20 protein-coding genes and 1 pseudogene are annotated in these 17127 nt (G+C 61.5%); 11 read left to right on the top strand and 10 right to left on the bottom strand.

Translation table 11 applies throughout. The annotated features are described in order from the left end of the window. Positions 1-109: 109 nt before the first annotated feature. Together BLT00_RS07420 and BLT00_RS32470 are read right to left on the bottom strand one after the other, a co-directional pair. On the bottom strand, positions 110-856 hold the full coding sequence (locus BLT00_RS07420; RefSeq protein ID WP_003206780.1) for a LytR/AlgR family response regulator transcription factor: 747 nt from the start codon (positions 854-856) through the stop codon (positions 110-112). Beyond that, positions 853-1002: pseudogene (locus tag BLT00_RS32470) on the bottom strand (sensor histidine kinase); the annotation flags it as partial. The gene BLT00_RS07420 and the pseudogene BLT00_RS32470, both read right to left, overlap by 4 nt. A gap of 316 nt (positions 1003-1318) precedes the next feature. On the opposite strand from BLT00_RS32470, the gene argH reads away from it, so the two are divergent. Then, a complete protein-coding gene (gene argH / locus BLT00_RS07410; protein ID WP_063323839.1) occupies positions 1319-2713 on the top strand; it encodes an argininosuccinate lyase in 1395 nt (464 codons plus the stop codon). A gap of 132 nt (positions 2714-2845) precedes the next feature. Here the strand turns inward: argH and BLT00_RS07405 are convergent, their stop codons facing one another. After that, positions 2846-3505, bottom strand: a complete 660-nt coding sequence (locus BLT00_RS07405) for a glutathione S-transferase family protein (protein ID WP_092148232.1) — start codon at positions 3503-3505, stop codon at positions 2846-2848. A 124-nt stretch (positions 3506-3629) separates the two neighbouring features. On the opposite strand from BLT00_RS07405, the gene BLT00_RS07400 reads away from it, so the two are divergent. The 3 genes from BLT00_RS07400 (at position 3630) to BLT00_RS07390 (ending at position 7397) form a co-directional block, all read left to right on the top strand. Continuing rightward, positions 3630-3914, top strand: a complete 285-nt coding sequence (locus BLT00_RS07400; protein WP_092148235.1) for a hypothetical protein — start codon at positions 3630-3632, stop codon at positions 3912-3914. A 226-nt stretch (positions 3915-4140) separates the two neighbouring features. After that, complete coding sequence (locus BLT00_RS07395; RefSeq protein WP_003206789.1) at positions 4141-4386, top strand: TIGR02647 family protein; 246 nt, start codon at positions 4141-4143, stop codon at positions 4384-4386. Positions 4387-4553: 167 nt separating this feature from the next. Further along, positions 4554-7397 carry a class I adenylate cyclase gene (locus BLT00_RS07390; protein ID WP_092148238.1) on the top strand — a complete coding sequence of 948 codons (2844 nt, stop codon included), beginning with the start codon at positions 4554-4556 and terminating at the stop codon, positions 7395-7397. A 7-nt stretch (positions 7398-7404) separates the two neighbouring features. Here BLT00_RS07390 and rnk read toward each other — a convergent pair whose 3' ends face one another. From rnk to cyaY, 3 genes are all read right to left on the bottom strand, one after another. Beyond that, complete coding sequence (rnk, locus tag BLT00_RS07385; RefSeq protein WP_014340819.1) at positions 7405-7815, bottom strand: nucleoside diphosphate kinase regulator; 411 nt, start codon at positions 7813-7815, stop codon at positions 7405-7407. A gap of 300 nt (positions 7816-8115) precedes the next feature. Next, positions 8116-8334: a DUF1289 domain-containing protein gene (locus BLT00_RS07380; protein WP_092148241.1), complete on the bottom strand. Its 219-nt coding sequence runs from the start codon at positions 8332-8334 to the stop codon at positions 8116-8118. Between the two features lie 4 nt (positions 8335-8338). Further along, positions 8339-8671: an iron donor protein CyaY gene (cyaY, locus tag BLT00_RS07375; RefSeq protein ID WP_092148244.1), complete on the bottom strand. Its 333-nt coding sequence runs from the start codon at positions 8669-8671 to the stop codon at positions 8339-8341. 185 nt (positions 8672-8856) lie between these two features. Between cyaY and BLT00_RS07370 the strand changes: the two genes are divergently transcribed. From BLT00_RS07370 to BLT00_RS07345, 6 genes are read left to right on the top strand one after another with little or no spacing between them, the layout of a single operon-like run. Beyond that, positions 8857-9027, top strand: coding sequence for an LPS translocon maturation chaperone LptM (locus tag BLT00_RS07370; RefSeq protein WP_041024539.1), 171 nt, complete (start codon positions 8857-8859; stop codon positions 9025-9027). 9 nt (positions 9028-9036) lie between these two features. Beyond that, positions 9037-10284 (top strand): diaminopimelate decarboxylase, encoded by a 1248-nt coding sequence (lysA, locus tag BLT00_RS07365; protein ID WP_092148247.1) that lies wholly within the window; start codon positions 9037-9039, stop codon positions 10282-10284. Between the two features lie 4 nt (positions 10285-10288). After that, complete coding sequence (gene dapF / locus BLT00_RS07360) at positions 10289-11119, top strand: diaminopimelate epimerase (RefSeq protein ID WP_003206804.1); 831 nt, start codon at positions 10289-10291, stop codon at positions 11117-11119. Positions 11120-11132: 13 nt separating this feature from the next. Beyond that, a complete protein-coding gene (locus tag BLT00_RS07355; RefSeq protein ID WP_063323833.1) occupies positions 11133-11855 on the top strand; it encodes a DUF484 family protein in 723 nt (240 codons plus the stop codon). A 2-nt stretch (positions 11856-11857) separates the two neighbouring features. Next, positions 11858-12757, top strand: coding sequence for a tyrosine recombinase XerC (xerC, locus tag BLT00_RS07350; RefSeq protein WP_092148250.1), 900 nt, complete (start codon positions 11858-11860; stop codon positions 12755-12757). After that, positions 12754-13458 carry an HAD family hydrolase gene (locus BLT00_RS07345; RefSeq protein WP_063323831.1) on the top strand — a complete coding sequence of 235 codons (705 nt, stop codon included), beginning with the start codon at positions 12754-12756 and terminating at the stop codon, positions 13456-13458. Before xerC ends, BLT00_RS07345 begins: the two co-directional genes overlap by 4 nt. Positions 13459-13665: 207 nt before the next feature. Here the strand turns inward: BLT00_RS07345 and sutA are convergent, their stop codons facing one another. The 4 genes from sutA to glnK form a co-directional block, all read right to left on the bottom strand. Then, the gene (sutA, locus tag BLT00_RS07340) at positions 13666-13989 is read right to left on the bottom strand and encodes a transcriptional regulator SutA (protein ID WP_003206813.1); all 324 of its coding nucleotides are present in this window, start codon (positions 13987-13989) and stop codon (positions 13666-13668) included. 102 nt (positions 13990-14091) lie between these two features. After that, on the bottom strand, positions 14092-14517 hold the full coding sequence (locus BLT00_RS07335) for a secondary thiamine-phosphate synthase enzyme YjbQ (protein ID WP_092148355.1): 426 nt from the start codon (positions 14515-14517) through the stop codon (positions 14092-14094). A gap of 218 nt (positions 14518-14735) precedes the next feature. After that, on the bottom strand, positions 14736-16070 hold the full coding sequence (locus BLT00_RS07330; protein ID WP_063323830.1) for an ammonium transporter: 1335 nt from the start codon (positions 16068-16070) through the stop codon (positions 14736-14738). Between the two features lie 33 nt (positions 16071-16103). Then, the gene (glnK, locus tag BLT00_RS07325) at positions 16104-16442 is read right to left on the bottom strand and encodes a P-II family nitrogen regulator (RefSeq protein ID WP_002555808.1); all 339 of its coding nucleotides are present in this window, start codon (positions 16440-16442) and stop codon (positions 16104-16106) included. A gap of 413 nt (positions 16443-16855) precedes the next feature. On the opposite strand from glnK, the gene BLT00_RS07320 reads away from it, so the two are divergent. After that, a complete protein-coding gene (locus BLT00_RS07320; protein WP_063323829.1) occupies positions 16856-17116 on the top strand; it encodes an accessory factor UbiK family protein in 261 nt (86 codons plus the stop codon). Positions 17117-17127: the final 11 nt, after the last annotated feature.

Below are 17127 nucleotides of genomic sequence, written 5' to 3'. Positions count from 1 at the left end.
AGATAATAACAGCTCAGCCAAAACCGCTTTGATTTGAATCACGACCCTAAGGCCTCCCTGGCCGCCAAATCCTCGAATTGAAACGCATCGAACGCCTTGGACCGCCGCATTAAAGCTGCTGCATCATCTTGCGCACGCCGGCCACGTGTCGCCGGCTGACAATCAGCGCGTCGCCATTGAGGCCCTTGAGGAACAGTTGGAAATGCCCAAGGGGGGTGCGTTGCAAACGCTCGATCCGCTCGCGGGCCACGAGGGCGTTGCGGTGGATGCGTACGAAACGTTCGCCGAACTCGTCTTCGAGGGCCTTGAGAGGCTCATCCAACAACACCTCGCCACTCTCATGGCGCAAGGTCACGTATTTGTGGTCGGCAATGAAATAGACCACCTGGTTCAACGGGATCAGCTCGATGCCTTTGCGGGTGCGCGCACTGATATGGCTGCGCGGGCCGCTGCCGCTTTCGGCGGCCGGACGGGTCAGCGCTGCCAGCTGCACGCGGTTGGGCCGCTCGGCCTTGCGCAAGGCTTCGAGCAGCGCCTCGGCCGCCACGGGCTTGACCAGGTAGCCTACGGCGCCGGCCTGCAACACCTCGGGAGGGAAGTCGTCCCGGGTGGTACAGAACACCACGGCGGGCGGCGACTCTCGTTCGCACAGCTTCGCCGCGACCTGTAGACCGTCCAGGCCAGGCATGCGAATGTCGAGCAGCACGATATCCGGCTTGTGGCTGTCAATAAGGGCCAATGCCTCTTCGCCATTGGTGGCGCTCGGCTCCAGGACACTGTAACCCTCGAGCTCGCCAACCATTCGGCTCAGGCGCTCGCGGGCCAGTGGTTCGTCATCAACGATCAGGACATTCATATTGCGCTGGATTCCTGCGTGAGTCTCGCACAAGGATAGCGTAGACAGGGGAAGTGACATCCGTCACGGCGATCCACGCTAAGACTCGTTCGAGGGCCAAAAAGTGCCGCGAGGCGGTTGCCTATCTTTACCAGCGCTTGCCGACCGATGCCCGAGGCCCGTTGTCGCACGGCGTCGCCGTAGGGATTGTTAACTGTCGATCTGACCAATATGAGCCCCCCCTTCTTATCTATATCCGCTGCGCCATGGGTGGAAAAAGCAAAAGTCCTACAGTCCACTGTAGACGGTTGCCACGACGATATTGCTCAATCGAAAAATATCGTTGCGGGAAAACCCGGTTGGATCCCAGGCTTGCATCGAAAAAACCTGCCGACCAGTGCCAGCGCCAGTCCCGGCAACCCTGCTATCATCCGCCGCAGCCTTTAACCGCTACTTTCTCCACAGCCGATCACGAGCGAATTCATGAGCACTGACAAGACCAATCAGTCCTGGGGCGGCCGCTTCAGTGAACCCGTCGACGCCTTCGTCGCCCGCTTCACCGCCTCCGTCAACTTTGACCAGCGCCTGTATCGCCACGACATCATGGGCTCGATCGCCCACGCCACCATGCTGGCCAAGGTCGGCGTGCTGACCGATGCCGAGCGCGACAGCATCATCGACGGCCTGAAGACCATCCAGGCTGAAATCGAGGCCGGCCAGTTCGACTGGCGCGTCGACCTCGAAGACGTACACATGAACATCGAAGCGCGCCTGACCGACCGCATCGGCGTGACGGGCAAGAAACTGCACACCGGCCGCAGCCGCAACGACCAGGTCGCCACCGACATCCGCCTGTGGCTGCGCGATGAGATCGACCTGATCCTGGCCGAAATCACTCGCCTGCAAAAAGGCCTGCTGGAGCAAGCCGGGCGCGAAGCCGAGAGCATCATGCCGGGCTTCACGCACCTGCAAACCGCCCAACCTGTAACGTTTGGGCATCACATGCTGGCCTGGTTCGAAATGCTCAGCCGCGACTACGAGCGCCTGGTGGACTGCCGCAAGCGCACCAACCGCATGCCCCTGGGCAGCGCCGCGCTGGCCGGCACCACGTACCCGATCGACCGTGAATACACCGCGCAGTTGCTGGGCTTTGACGCCGTGGGCGGCAACTCGCTGGATAACGTCTCGGACCGCGATTTCGCCATCGAATTCTGCGCCGCCGCAAGCATCGCGATGATGCACCTGTCGCGCTTCTCCGAAGAGCTGGTGCTGTGGACCAGTGCGCAATTCCAGTTCATTGACCTGCCGGACCGCTTCTGCACCGGCAGCTCGATCATGCCGCAAAAGAAAAACCCTGACGTGCCGGAGCTGGTGCGGGGCAAGAGTGGCCGGGTGTTCGGCGCATTGATGGGTCTGCTGACCCTGATGAAAGGCCAGCCGCTGGCCTACAACAAGGACAACCAGGAAGACAAGGAACCGCTGTTCGACGCCGCCGATACCTTGCGCGACTCGCTGCGGGCCTTCGCCGACATGATCCCGGCCATCAAGCCCAAGCACGCGGTGATGCGCGAAGCGGCCCTGCGCGGCTTCTCCACCGCCACGGACCTGGCCGATTACCTGGTGCGCCGTGGCCTGCCGTTCCGTGACTGCCACGAAATCGTCGGTCACGCCGTGAAGTACGGCGTGGACAGCGGCAAGGACCTGGCGGAAATGAGCCTGGACGAACTGCGCCAGTTCAGCGACCAGATCGAACAGGACGTGTTTGCCGTGCTGACCCTCGAAGGCTCGGTCAATGCCCGTGACCACATCGGCGGCACCGCGCCGGCGCAGGTCAAGGCAGCTGTGGTACGTGGCCAGGCGTTGCTCGCCAGCCGCTAAAAGCTGAAAAGCTTCGCGAGCAAGCCCGCTCCCACATTGGATCCCTGTGTGTTCACAAGAATTGTGTTCGCTGGAGATCTACTGTGGGAGCGGGCTTGTTCGCGAAGGCGATCCAGAGATCACCACAAAAATTTACTTCTTGGCAGCGATCATCGCCAAAAACGCCGGCATCGCCGCCTCTCTGTCCGCCGCAATCCGCTGCACATTTGGATTCTGTTCCAAGCGCTCCATCAGCGCCTTGGCCGCTGGCATGCCTGCCAGCAAGTCGATATCGAACAGCTTCCTGCCCACCTGCAAGGCCAGGGATAAGCTGTAGAAGAAATACAGATCGGCCAGGCTCATGCGCTCGCCCGCCACATAGGGCGAGAATTTGCCGTGCCTGCCAAGCGAGGCAAACCCCAGCAGCAATTCGGCCTTGGTCTTTTGCTTGATGGCATCGGGCACCGGCGTGCCGAAAAATGCCTCGCCATAACAGGCTCGCCCCGGCAGCTCGATGTACAACTCGATTTCCCTGCACAAGGCCAGCACCTGGGCACGCTCGAACGGGTCACCGGGCAGCAGGGCTTTCCCGGGCTGGGTTTGCTCGATGTACTCAAGGATCACGCTGGTCTCGTTGATAAACCCTTGTTCGGTCTTCAACACCGGGACCTTGCCGCGTGGGCTGACAGCGAGCGCTTCAGGGGTCTGGCTTGGGTAAAACGGCACTTCCTCGAAAGGCAGGCCCTTCTCCAGCAGCGCCAGCTTGACCATGTTGTAGTAGTTACTGACAGAAAAACCGTAAAGCTTGAGCATCACAAAGCCTCCAGGCCGTGCGGGGTTGGCAGCCAAGCGTTATAGACCGCCAGGGCATTTCTTGCCAGGCGCATCACGCCGCTGAATGCAGGTAAACTGGCGACCTTTCTCCCAGGAGCCTGCCATGAGCGAGCCAACCGACATCGACAACGACGAAGAAGAATTCGTCGAGAACACGCTGATCCAGGCCATCGAAAACCAGATCGAAAGTGACAATCCGCCTGCGGCCAAGGCCACTTTCAACAAGTTGACCCTGGTCGGTTATGAGCGCGAAGAAATCCTCAACCTGATGGCCCATGTGCTGGCGGTGGAAATCGACGCGATCCTGGAAGAGGACCGCGCGTTCGATACCCAATGGTACGAAGCGGCGCTGCGCGCCCTCCCCGAGTTGCCGCCGGAAAAGAACTGAACCGACAGGCAAAAGTTGCTTCTGTGGCGAGGGAGCTTGCTCCCACTGGGGCGCGAAGCGGCCCCAATAGCTTGACGACTGCTGCGCAGCCGAGCGGGAGCAAGCTCCCTCGCCACAAAGAATTGCTTTAAACAAAAAAACCATGACACTGAGACTGGACAGCTCGGCCGAGTGCGCTCACCTTAGTGACGCTGTCGACCAAATTCCTAGAAAGTCTGGAGTCCTTATGTCGCTTACCCCTGAGCTGGTTGCCGAACTGGAAATCCTTGCACTCTTCAACCTGGACAGTTCCCAGGAAGGCCTGAAAATTCATCAGACCGCTGCCCCTAAAGCGATTGCCGCTGCCCAACGCCTGTTCGAAAAAGAACTGATCACCCAGCCCGATGGTGGTTACCTGACAAGCCTGGGCCGAGATGCCGCCCAAAACGTACAAACCGTCCTGACAATACTCAGCGTGCAAGAAGCCGCCTGATCCCCCTGTCGCCCACGGAAATCTCCCTTACGGGATTTCCGCAGGCGCACGGGTGCCCTGCGTAAAAAACCGGCATCCGAATTCTGTTTTCAGCTTAAGTATTCCCAAGATCGGGCGCTAACCTGCCATCACCCCACGTTCGACGCCGCGAGCCGGTTTGAGCTGACATGACCCGCAATCACGAAATACGCCCTGATCTGGACGAGGGAATCGACCGCAAGGTCTTGAACCAGTTGCGCGCACGTTTTCTCAAGCTCAACACCGTGCGGATGGAGCGCGCCCTCGAAGGACTGTCGCCGCGCCAGCAAGGCGTGCTGACGTTGCTGCCGCTGTTCTTCCACGTCAACCATCCGCTGCTGCCCGGCTACGTTTCCGGCAGCACGCCTGCCGGGCTGTCGAACTACGAGCCTGACGCCAATATCCTTGCCGAAGCCCAGCGGCTGACCCGTTCGTTTTCCTACAAGCCCCGGCATGGCAGCAACCCGCCACGGCCGATCCTTGGCCTGTTCCTGATGGGCAGCCTCGGCACCCTGGCCCAGGCCGACCAGAGCGACATGGACGTGTGGGTGTGCCACGGGCCGGACCTGAGCGACGATGAACTGGCCGAACTGCGCAAGAAATGCCAGTTGCTGGAGATCTGGGCGGCGACCCAGGGCGCCGAAGCCCACTTTTTCCTGATCGACCCAGCGCGTTTCGTAAGGGGTGACCGTGACAACCAGCTCAGTTCCGACGATTGCGGCACCACCCAGCATTACCTGCTGCTGGACGAGTTCTACCGCACCGCGATCTGGCTGGCCGGGCGCACGCCGATCTGGTGGCTGGTACCGGTCTATGAAGAAGAGAACTATGAGCAATACACCCATACGCTGATGTCCAAGCGTTTCATTCGCGCCGATGAAACCCTGGACCTGGGACACCTGGCCTACATTCCGCCAGGCGAATTCGTCGGTGCCGGGCTCTGGCAGCTGTTCAAAGGTATCGAATCGCCCTACAAATCCGTGCTCAAGCTGCTGCTGACCGAGGTCTATGCCAGTGAACACCCGAATGTTCGCTGCCTGAGCCTGCGCTTCAAACAGGCCGTATTTGCCAATCGCCTGGACCTCGAAGAGCTGGATCCGTACATGCTGGTCTATCGCCGCATCGAGGAATACCTCAATGCCCGCGGCGAATCCGAACGCCTGGAGTTGATCCGCCGCGCGCTGTACCTGAAGGTCAATCGCAAGCTCACCGGCCAGATGCGTAGCAACGGCTGGCAACGGGTGCTGCTCGAACGACTGGCTCGGGAATGGGGCTGGGACCAGCGTCAACTGGCGCTGCTGGACGCCCGCAGCCAATGGAAAGTCCGCCAGGTCAGCCACGAGCGACGGGCACTGGTCAACGAACTCACCCACAGCTACCGCTTCCTGACCCAGTTCGCCCGCACCGAGAAAACCGTCAGCCTGATCAACAAGCGCGATCTCAACGTGCTTGGCCGGCGGCTGTATGCCGCCTTCGAACGCAAGGCCGACAAGGTCGAGTTCATCAACCCCGGCATTGCGCCGGACCTGGCCGAAGACACCCTGACGCTGGTCCAGTCACCCAACAAGAAAGAACCGGGGCAGAACCAGTGGGCGCTGTACAACGGCAGCCTCAACGCCCTGGAGTGGGAGAATTTCGCGCCGATCAAGCGCTGCCGCGAGCTACTGGAACTGCTGACCTGGTGCCATCGCAACGGCGTAATCGACAGCAGCACGCGCCTGGCGCTGCACCCAGGCGACAGCGACCTGAGCGAGTTCGAACTGTTCAACCTGCTGGGCAGCCTGCAACAGTCCATCGCCCTGCCCTTGACCACCGTGGATGAAGCACAGTTGCTGCGCGCCAGCGTGCCCAGCGAAGTGTTGATCCTGGTGAACGTCGGCGTCGACCCGCTCAAGCACCACCGCGACCTGAATATCCTGATGACCACCGAGCGCACCGACTCCCTGAGCTATGCCGGGGTCCGGGAGAACCTGGTGCTGACCCTCGACCAGGTCACGCTCAACAGCTGGAACGAGGTGCTGGTCAACCGTTTTGACGGCGAACACGCCCTGCTCGACTGCCTGCGCGATTACCTCAACGACCTGCCCGTCACCCAGCACCAGCCACGCTTGCAGGTGCGCTGCTTCTGCCACAACCGCGCCCAATTCATTGCGCGGCGCGTGGAAGAAGTCATCGACACGGCGCAGACCCTGCTGCTGAGCCGGCTCAATCACCGCTATCTGCTTCAGGTCCAACAGCACTATCACGTGTTGGAGCTGGTGCCCGGCCAAGTCAATCACGTGGCGCTGGGCAGCCTGTCGGCGCTGATGGATTACCTGGGCGAGGAACTGACAGCCTACAGCCCCTTGCACCTGGACCCGATGGCCCTGGACGACCATGACCTGGCGCTGATCCTGCCCATGGGCCAGCCCGAGTGCATCCAGGTGTTCTACCGCGTCGACGAAGACGAGGCCAATCTGTACGTGCTCGACGAGTTCAACGCACTGTGGCAACAACACGTGCCTTACCACGACGAACAAAGCCTGCTGGTGCCGCTGCAACGCTTTTTGCAGTCGGTGCTTTATCGTCGCGATGCCCTGCTGCCGCTGGATGCCGCCCAGCCGCTGACCCTGGAAACCCTGTACTACCAGTTATTGCCCTCAGGCAGTGGCCGGGCGCGACGGATCGAAGCGCGGCAAGCCCCGCAAACGCTGGTCAACAAGCCGTTCTATGACGTGCAGGCGATCATCGGCAAAGCGGCGCACGGGCAGGTGCACGTCACCCTGTACTGCGATCAGCAGGAGTTTTCCGAACTGGAACATGGCGACCAACTGTTCCGCGTGGTCGCCAGGGAGATCGTCGAACAGCGCCGCGAAGCCCAGCGCTATCGCTGCTACATCACCGACCTGGACCTCTCGGGCCTGGTGGGCGACGGCGCCTGTTCAAGCAATTTGTACCTGCGCTACAAGGCCGACCTGGAACGCGCCCTGAACGAGGCACTGAACCAGGTCTGAGACGGGTTCAGAACGCACAGTCGCCGCCGTTGACCGGCTGCGACTCGACCTCCAGCAACGTCAGCTTCAGCGTCTTGCCACCCGGGGCGGGCCAGTCGATGTGCTGGCCGACCTTCAGGCCCAGCAACGCACTGCCCACCGGCGCCAGGATCGAGATCCGGCCTTCGTCGGCGTTCGCGTCCTGCGGATAAACCAGCGTGAGGTGATAGTCCTTGCCGCTGCTTTCTTCGCGACAATGCACGCGCGAGTTCATGGTCACGACATCGGCAGGCACTTCTTCGTGGCCCACCACGTTCTCGGCGCGATCCAGTTCGGTTTGCAGCGCAATCACACCCGGCAGCGTTTCATCAAGGCTGTCGATCAGGCGTTCCAGACGCTGTACGTCCAGACGGGTAAGGGTGATGGAAGGTGCGGTCATGATCCTGGCAGACTCCTTTCTTCTGCACAAAAAAAGCAAAACCCCGCCACAAAAAGGCGGGGTTTTCACGGGCCTCGATGGATTGAGGCGTAACCGGACACTATCACAGCTCAATAAATAAACAAGTCAGGCGGGACCTGCCCTATCTATGGACAGTGAACCATGTCCCCGGACCAAACAAATCCCTGTGGCGAGGGAGCTTGCTCCCGCTGGGTTGCGAAGCGACCCCAAAATCCTGCGACTGCTGCGCAGCCGAGCGGGAGCAAGCTCCCTCGCCACAAAAGCTTCCAAGGCCAATGGTTACCTCAGGGATTGGCGCTTAGCCGCCTCGGCGCAGATGACCCGGCGGCGCTCATCGTCGGCCGAGCGCCATTCGCGGATGTGCTCCACATGGCGGAAACAGCCGAGACAGACCTTCTGTTCATCCAGCTTGCACACGCTGGTGCAGGGCGACGGGACGGCGGGGCTGACGTTGCTGTAGAGCGGCTTGGGTGGCCGCGCCGGGGCTGTCTGGTTCACGCGGTTACAGCCCTTCGAAATCGAGTTCCACGCCCGCCTGCTGCTTGACGATGCGCTCGAGCATTTCGCCCAACTGCTCTTCGCTCTTGTCGCACATCCAGCGCTCGCTTTCTTCGTCGTAGTCGAAGTGAAAGCCACCGGAGACCGCCGCCAGCCATAATTGCCGCAACGGCTCCTGGCGACTGAAAATCAACTGACTGCCGTTTTCGAACTTGACGGTGAGTACACCGGCAGAGACTTCCAGGTCAATGTCCAGGTCACTGTCATCGAACACATCCTCCAGCGTTTGCTGGGTCGCATCGACCAGATCGTGGAAACGGGCTTCAGTCAAACTCATTGCGGCAACCTCGAAAATGTCTGCTCATGCTCAAGCGCCGCAAGATACGGACGCTTCCCGGCGATTGCAAAGGATATACCCACTGACGATCACCAGCGCCGCCAGACGGGCACCCCGTTGCATAGGCAAGCTGACGGGTGGCCGGTATACTCCGGCGCAATTAAAGCATTTTCAAGGATTTCGCCATGAAGCGCCTGATCTCTTCCCTTGCTGCGCTCGTCGCGGTTGCCTGCCTCGTGACAGCCTGTGGTCAAAAAGGTCCGCTGTACCTGCCTGATGACAGCAAGTCCCCTGAAGAACAGGCCAAGTCGTCGCAATCCAAGTCACACTCGCACGACACCCACACCACCTACTAAGGGAACGCCATGGACGCTTTTAACTACCGTGGCGGGGAGCTGTTCGCGGAAGGGGTTGCCCTGTCCGCGATCGCCGAACGTTTCGGCACGCCGACCTATGTCTATTCCCGCGCTCACATTGAAGCCCAGTACCGGACATTCGCCGATGCCCTCGTGGGCATGCCGCACCTGGTGTGTTTCGCTGTAAAAGCCAACTCCAACCTGGGTGTGCTCAATGTCCTGGCGCGCCTGGGGGCCGGTTTCGACATCGTCTCCGGTGGCGAGCTCGAACGTGTGCTGGCCGCTGGCGGCAGCGCCGACAAGATCGTCTTCTCCGGCGTCGGCAAGACCCGTGAAGACATGCGCCGCGCCCTGGAAGTCGGCGTGCACTGCTTCAACATCGAATCCACCGACGAGCTGGAGCGCCTGCAGGTTGTCGCCGCCGAGCTGGGCGTTCGCGCACCGGTCTCCCTGCGCGTGAACCCGGACGTCGACGCCGGCACCCACCCGTACATTTCCACCGGTCTGAAGGAAAACAAGTTCGGCATCGCCATTGCCGACGCCGAAGACGTGTACGTACGCGCTGCCCAACTGCCGAACCTGGAAGTGCTGGGCGTCGACTGCCACATCGGCTCGCAACTGACCACCCTCGAACCGTTCATCGATGCCCTCGACCGCCTGCTGGCGCTGGTCGACCGCCTCGGCGACTGCGGCATCTACCTGCGCCACATCGACCTCGGTGGCGGTGTCGGCGTGCGCTATCGCGATGAAGAGCCGCCGCTGGTGGCCGACTACATCAAGGCCGTGCGTGAGCGCCTCGACGGGCGTGACCTGGCGCTGATGTTCGAACCGGGCCGCTACATCGTCGCCAACGCCGGCGTGCTGCTGACCCAGGTCGAGTACCTCAAGCACACTGAGCACAAGGATTTCGCCATCGTCGACGCGGCGATGAACGACCTGATCCGCCCGGCGCTGTACCAGGCCTGGATGGACGTCACCGCCGTGCGCCCTCGCGACACTGCGGCCCGCCCCTACGACATCGTCGGGCCGATCTGCGAAACCGGCGACTTCCTGGCCAAGGGTCGGGAGCTGGCGCTGGAAGAAGGCGATCTGCTGGCCGTGCATTCGGCTGGAGCCTACGGGTTTGTCATGAGTTCCAACTACAACACCCGCGGCCGTTGCGCCGAGGTGCTGGTGGACGGTGATCAGGCATTCGAAGTGCGTCGCCGCGAGACGGTAGCCGAGTTGTATGCCGGCGAAAGCCTGCTACCGGAGTAAAACCATGCTGCTGCGTTTTACCAAGATGCACGGCCTGGGCAATGACTTCATGGTCCTCGACCTGGTCAGCCAGCACGCGCACATCCTGCCCAAGCACGCCAAGCAATGGGGGGACCGGCACACCGGTATCGGTTTCGACCAGTTGTTGATCGTCGAGGCACCCAATAACCCGGACGTGGATTTCCGTTATCGGATCTTCAACGCCGACGGTTCGGAAGTGGAGCAATGCGGCAATGGCGCGCGCTGCTTCGCCCGCTTCGTGCTGGACAAGCGCCTGACCGCCAAGCGGCAGATCCGCGTCGAGACCAAAAGCGGCATCATCGAACTGGATGTGCGCAGCGACGGCCAGATCGGCGTCAACATGGGCGCTCCGCGCCTGGTACCGGCGGACATTCCATTCCAGGCGCCGGCCCAGGCCTTGAGCTATCAGGTGGACGTCGACGGCGCCACGGTGGAACTGGCAGCGGTTTCCATGGGCAACCCCCATGCCGTGCTGCGAGTGGCCGATATCAACAGTGCTCCGGTGCATGAGCTGGGGCCGAAAATCGAGCATCATCCGCGCTTCCCCGCGCGAGTGAACGTCGGTTTCCTGCAAGTCATCGACCGTCACCGCGCACAATTGCGCGTCTGGGAGCGCGGTGCCGGGGAAACCCAGGCCTGCGGTACCGGCGCCTGTGCCGCTGCCGTCGCTGCGATCAGCCAGGGGTGGATGGATTCGCCATTGTTGATCGACCTGCCCGGCGGGCGCCTGTCCATCGAATGGGCAGGCCCTGGCCAACCGGTGATGATGACCGGCCCGGCAGTGCGCGTATACGAAGGACAAGTTCGTCTTTGAGTGAGCCAACCCCATGACCGACCAGCCACAGGTTCCAGCCCCACAGCCCGACGAATCCCCCAGTCTGCCAGAAACCGCGGCCGTAGCGGCTTATCTGGAGGCTAACCCGGACTTCTTCGTCGCGCATGAAGAACTGCTCGCGACGATGCGCATCCCCCACCGGCGCGGCGATACCGTGTCGCTGGTGGAGCACCAGATGAAAATCCTGCGCGAGCGCAACATCGAAATGCGCCATCGTCTTTCGCACCTGATGGATGTAGCCCGGGACAACGACCGACTGTTCGACAAGACCCGTCGGCTGATCCTCGCCCTGATGGACGCCAGCACCCTCGAAGACCTGGTCATGAGCGTCGAAGACAGCCTGCGCCAGGATTTCCAAGTGCCCTTTGTCAGCCTGATCCTGTTCGGCGACAACGCCATGCCGGTGGGCCGCTGGGTGACCCATGCCGAAGCGCAGACGGCCATCGGCGGCCTGCTGACGGAAAACAAAAGCGTCAGCGGCAGCCTGCGCGAGCATGAGCTGGACTTCCTGTTCGGCGAAGAACAACGCAAGCAGATCGGCTCCACTGCCGTCGTCGCCATCGCCCATCAGGGCGTGCACGGCGTGCTGGCCATCGCCAGCCGCGATCCGCAGCACTACAAAAGCTCGGTGGGCACGCTGTTTTTGAGCTACATCGCCGAAGTCACCGGCCGGGTGCTGCCGCGGGTCGCCGGTTCGCTGCGCTCGGTACGCTGAGGATGGAACGGCAACTGGACGCCTACTGCGAACACCTGCGCAGTGAGCGCCAGGTGTCGCCCCACACGTTGTCGGCCTATCGCCGCGACCTGGAAAAAGTGCTGGGCTGGTGCCAGAAGCAGAACATCGGCAGCTGGGCGGCCCTGGACATCCAGCGCTTGCGCAGCCTGATCGCTCGCCTGCATCAACAGGGGCAGTCCTCTCGCAGCCTGGCACGCCTGTTGTCAGCGGTACGCGGCCTGTATCACTACCTCAATCGCGAAGGCCTGTGCGACCACGACCCGGCCACCGGGCTGGCACCGCCCAAAGGCGAGCGCCGGCTGCCAAAGACCCTCGACACCGACCGCGCCCTGCAACTGCTCGAAGGTGCCGTCGAGGATGACTTCCTCGCCCGGCGCGACCAGGCGATTCTCGAGCTGTTCTATTCTTCCGGCCTGCGACTTTCAGAGCTGACAGGGCTTAACCTGGATCAACTGGACCTGGCCGATGGCATGGTCCAAGTGCTCGGCAAAGGCAGCAAGACCCGCCTGCTGCCCGTCGGCCGCAAGGCCCGTGAAGCCCTGGAGCAATGGCTGCCGCTGCGGGCGCTGACCAACCCCGCCGACGACGCGGTCTTCGTCAGCCAACAGGGACGGCGCCTTGGCCCGCGGGCCATTCAGTTGCGGGTCAAGGCTGCCGGCGAACGGGAGCTGGGACAGAACCTGCACCCGCACATGCTCCGGCACTCCTTCGCCAGCCATTTGCTGGAGTCCTCCCAGGACCTGCGCGCCGTTCAAGAGCTATTGGGGCACTCGGACATCAAGACCACCCAGATCTACACCCACCTGGATTTCCAGCACCTGGCGACGGTCTATGACAGTGCCCACCCCAGGGCCAAACGCACCAAGGGCGACGAATCATGACCATCGAACTCATCACTTTCGACCTGGACGACACCCTGTGGGACACCGCGCCGGTGATCGCCAGCGCCGAAGCCATACTCCGCCAATGGCTGACCGACAACGCGCCGAACCTGGGCGGCGTGCCGGTGGAGCATCTTTTTTCGATTCGCGAACAAGTGCTGCGCGAGGAGCCTGGGCTGAAGCACCGCATCAGCGCCCTGCGCCGACGGGTGCTGTTTCGCGCCCTGCAGGAAGCCGGCTACGACCAGTGGCAAGCCTCTGAGCTGGCAGACCAGGCCTTCGAGACGTTCTTGCACGCCCGTCATCAGTTGGAGATTTTCCCCGAGGTGCAGCCCACCCTGGAGATCCTGGCCAATCATTTCGCCCTCGGTGTGGTCACCAATGGCAACGCCGATGTGCGCCGCCTGGGGCTGGCGGACTATTTCAAGTTCGCCTTGTGTGCTGAAGACATCGGCATCGCCAAGCCGGACGCGCGGCTATTCCACGAGGCCTTGCTGCGCGGCGGCGCGACGGCGCAGACCGCCGTGCACATTGGCGATCACCCCGGCGATGACATCGCCGGCGCCCAGCAGGCCGGCCTGCGCGCGGTGTGGTTCAACCCGACGGGCAAGGCCTGGGAGGCCGACCATGCACCGGATGCGGAGATCCGCAGCCTGACCGAACTGCCAGGGTTATTGGCAGGGTGGCATCGCCAGCGCTGAACCCTGCTTCACAGCCGCCAAAGCCCTCTGTGGGAGCGAGCTTGCTCGCGATGACGGCAGCACATCCAACATCAATGCCAACAGACCCACCGCTATCGCGAGCAAGCTCGCTCCCACAGGGATTGTGCCTGGCCTGGGAATGGAATCGCGCCCATGAAAAAGCCCGCAGCGACGGCGGGCTTTTTCAGCAAGCAATGAAGCCGATACTCAGATAGGGCGGCTGCCGTACTTGTTGTCAGGCTTCTTGGGCGGATCAGCGACCACGTTGGCCTCCACTTCCTGCACCTTACCGCCCCTGGCCAGGAATTCCTCCATGGCCTTGGCGAGCGCATCACGCTCCTTGTTCTTGGCCTCTACGCTCGGCAACTCGTCGACCGAAACGGCCGCCTTGGCCTTGCCTTTGGCGGTAGGAACCGGAACATCGGCCCCATCGTCGTCGGCAACGTCTTCCGCCGCCGCTTCAAGGCCTTCTTCGGTCTCGTCTTCGTCACCTACTTCGAGGTCGTCGTTTTCCAGATCATCGTCGCTCATGTTCTACCTCATGACTTGCGAAAAGCAGATTAGTTATAGCCCAGCTTCGCCATCTGTTCGAAGGCTGCCAGAAAAAATTCAACATCCGCCGGCAATCAGCGGTTATGCCCCTTCACCGTACAAGGTGGCGAGGACTTTACGAGCACCGCCGTGATCACGGTGCTCGCCCAGATAAACACCTTGCCAGGTACCCAATGCCAGCCGCCCTGCCGTGACCGGCAGACTGAGTTGACAACCGAGCACACTGGCCTTGAAGTGCGCCGGGAGGTCGTCCAGGCCTTCGTCGTTGTGCTCATAATCGGCGGCTCCTTGTGGGATCAGCCGATTGAAAAATCGTTCGAAGTCTCGACGTACCGCCGGATCGGCGTTCTCGTTGATGGTCAACGAAGCCGAGGTATGCTGCAGCCACAGATGCAACAGACCGACACGACACGCCTGGAGTTCAGGCAGGCCGGCAAGCAACTCGTCCGTCACCAGATGAAAGCCCCGAGGCCTTGCCCGCAGGGTTATCAGCGTCTGTTGCCACATACAGATCTCCGCACGTTCGGCGCGCATTCTAGCGCGCTCTGGGAAAAAACAAAGGGCCTAATATTCTTGCTTCGGTGTAAGCCTTTGGCGGTATAAAAACCCATGTCGCATCCACAACAAAAGGCGTCGGAAAAACCGGGGCGCCCTCTGAGCAATGACAAATTCCAGACAAAAAAATGCCCGGCGAACCGGGCATTTTTTATTGCGTGTGCGTGTGCTTACAGATTGTAGCCACGTTCGTTGTGCTGGGCCAGGTCCAGGCCCACCGCTTCTTCTTCCTCGGTGACACGCAGACCCATGACGGCGTCCAGGACCTTGAGGATGATGAAGGTGACGATCGCGGTGTAGACCACCGTGAAACCCACACCCTTGAATTGAATCCACACTTGCGCACCGATATCGGTCACGGTGCCGAAGCCACCCAGGGCCGGTGCTGCGAACACACCGGTCAGGATCGCGCCGAGGATACCGCCGATGCCGTGTACGCCGAAGGCGTCCAGGGAATCGTCGTAGCCGAGTTTACGCTTGAGGGTAGTGGCGCAGAAGAAGCACACCACGCCCGCTGCCAGGCCGATGACCAGGGCGCCCATCGGGCCCACGGTGCCGGCAGCCGGGGTGATGGCAACCAGGCCTGCCACGACGCCCGAGGCGATGCCCAGTGCGCTTGGCTTGCCGTGGGTGATCCACTCGGCAAACATCCAGCCCAGCGCCGCCGCAGCGGTCGCGATCTGAGTCACCAGCATCGCCATGCCGGCGGTGCCGTTGGCGGCGACAGCGGAACCGGCGTTGAAGCCGAACCAGCCGACCCACAGCATGGCCGCGCCCATCAAGGTGTAACCCAAGTTGTGCGGTGCCATTGGCGTGGTCGGGAAGCCTTTGCGCTTGCCCAATACCAGGCACGCCACCAGGCCTGCGATACCGGCGTTGATATGCACTACGGTGCCGCCAGCGAAGTCCAGTACGCCCCAGTCCCACAGCAGGCCGCCGTTACCGGACCAGACCATGTGGGCAATCGGTGCATACACCAGGGTGAACCACACGCCCATGAAGATCAGCATGGCGGAGAACTTCATCCGCTCGGCAAATGCGCCGACGATCAGGGCCGGGGTGATGATGGCGAAGGTCATCTGGAAGGTGATGAACACCGCTTCAGGGAACAGCGCTGCCGGGCCGGTCAGGCTGGCGGGCGTGACGCCCGCCAAGAAGGCTTTGCCGAAACCGCCGATGAAGGAGTTGAAGTTGACGACGCCCTGCTCCATGCCGGTGGTGTCGAACGCAATGCTGTAGCCGTAGATGACCCACAGGATGCTGATCAGACCGGTAATGGCAAAGCACTGCATCATCACGGAAAGAAGGTTTTTCGACCGAACCATGCCGCCGTAGAACAGCGCCAGGCCGGGAATGGTCATGAACAGTACAAGAATCGTTGCCGTGAGCATCCAGGCGGTGTCGCCGGAGTTCAGGACTGGGGCTGCCGCTTCTTCTGCCATGGCCAGGCCAGGCATTGCGAAGGACAACAGGGCTCCTAGCCCTGCGAATTTACGCAGAGTCATATTGTTTTCTCCTGGGGCGTTGGGTTTGGCGGCTTAGATGGCGTCGGTATCGGTTTCGCCGGTACGGATGCGGATAGCCTGTTCCAGATTGACCACAAAGATCTTCCCGTCACCGATCTTGCCGGTGTTGGCGGCCTTGGTGATTGCCTCGATCACCCGGTCCAGATCCTTGTCGTCAATGGCGACATCGATCTTCACCTTGGGCAGGAAATCGACCACGTACTCCGCGCCGCGATACAGCTCGGTGTGACCCTTCTGCCGACCGAAGCCTTTGACCTCAGTAACGGTAATGCCCTGCACGCCGATCTCGGACAACGACTCGCGCACGTCGTCCAACTTGAACGGCTTGATGATGGCAGTGACTAGCTTCATGAAACTTTCTCCCGAATTGGTGGACTTGCCCCAGGAAAACAAACCCGACTCAAGTCTAAGCGCAGTGCCTGGCTTTGTAACGCGTCGTCGGCCCAAGTTGCCCGACAGGTGCCAGTTAACCGATCCTGACGAAACTCCCCGTTTCGCCTGCTGCACTGCATTCGTCACAGCGACTGCATCAGTGCATGGGTCATCAGCCTCTAAGCAGAAACCTTGCCATCTGCATCAAACCCTCTGATTTCAGTCTCTTGGCCACCTGCTCGACGTGCGTTGCGCCATGAACCGCAGCGATACGCACAACAACAGTGCAACGATGCCCAGGTCCATGCGCGAAAAGCGTGCATCCCTGGCTTGCGAATTGACTATAGACACTGCGTGATACACTGCCCGCCATTGTTTTCAGGACACCTGCCATGCTTGCGCCCAAAGACCTCCTCGACGCCCTGAGCGGCCACGCCTCCCGCCTCTTGAGTGGTGACACCCCCCTGCCAAAAAGCGAAATCGAAAGCCAGTTCAAAGCCCTGTTGCAAAGCGGCTTCAGCAAGCTGGACCTGGTAAGCCGGGAAGAATTCGACAGCCAGATGGTCGTGCTGGCCCGGACCCGAGCGCGGCTCGAAAGCCTGGAGGCCAAGGTCGCAGAGCTGGAAGCGCGACTGGTTCCGGCCCAGGAATAAGCAGCCCCTGC

It is taken from the genome of Pseudomonas sp. NFACC51 (assembly GCF_900103575.1).
Lineage (GTDB): Bacteria > Pseudomonadota > Gammaproteobacteria > Pseudomonadales > Pseudomonadaceae > Aquipseudomonas > Aquipseudomonas fluorescens_Q.
This window is presented reverse-complemented; position numbering and strand designations above follow the sequence as displayed.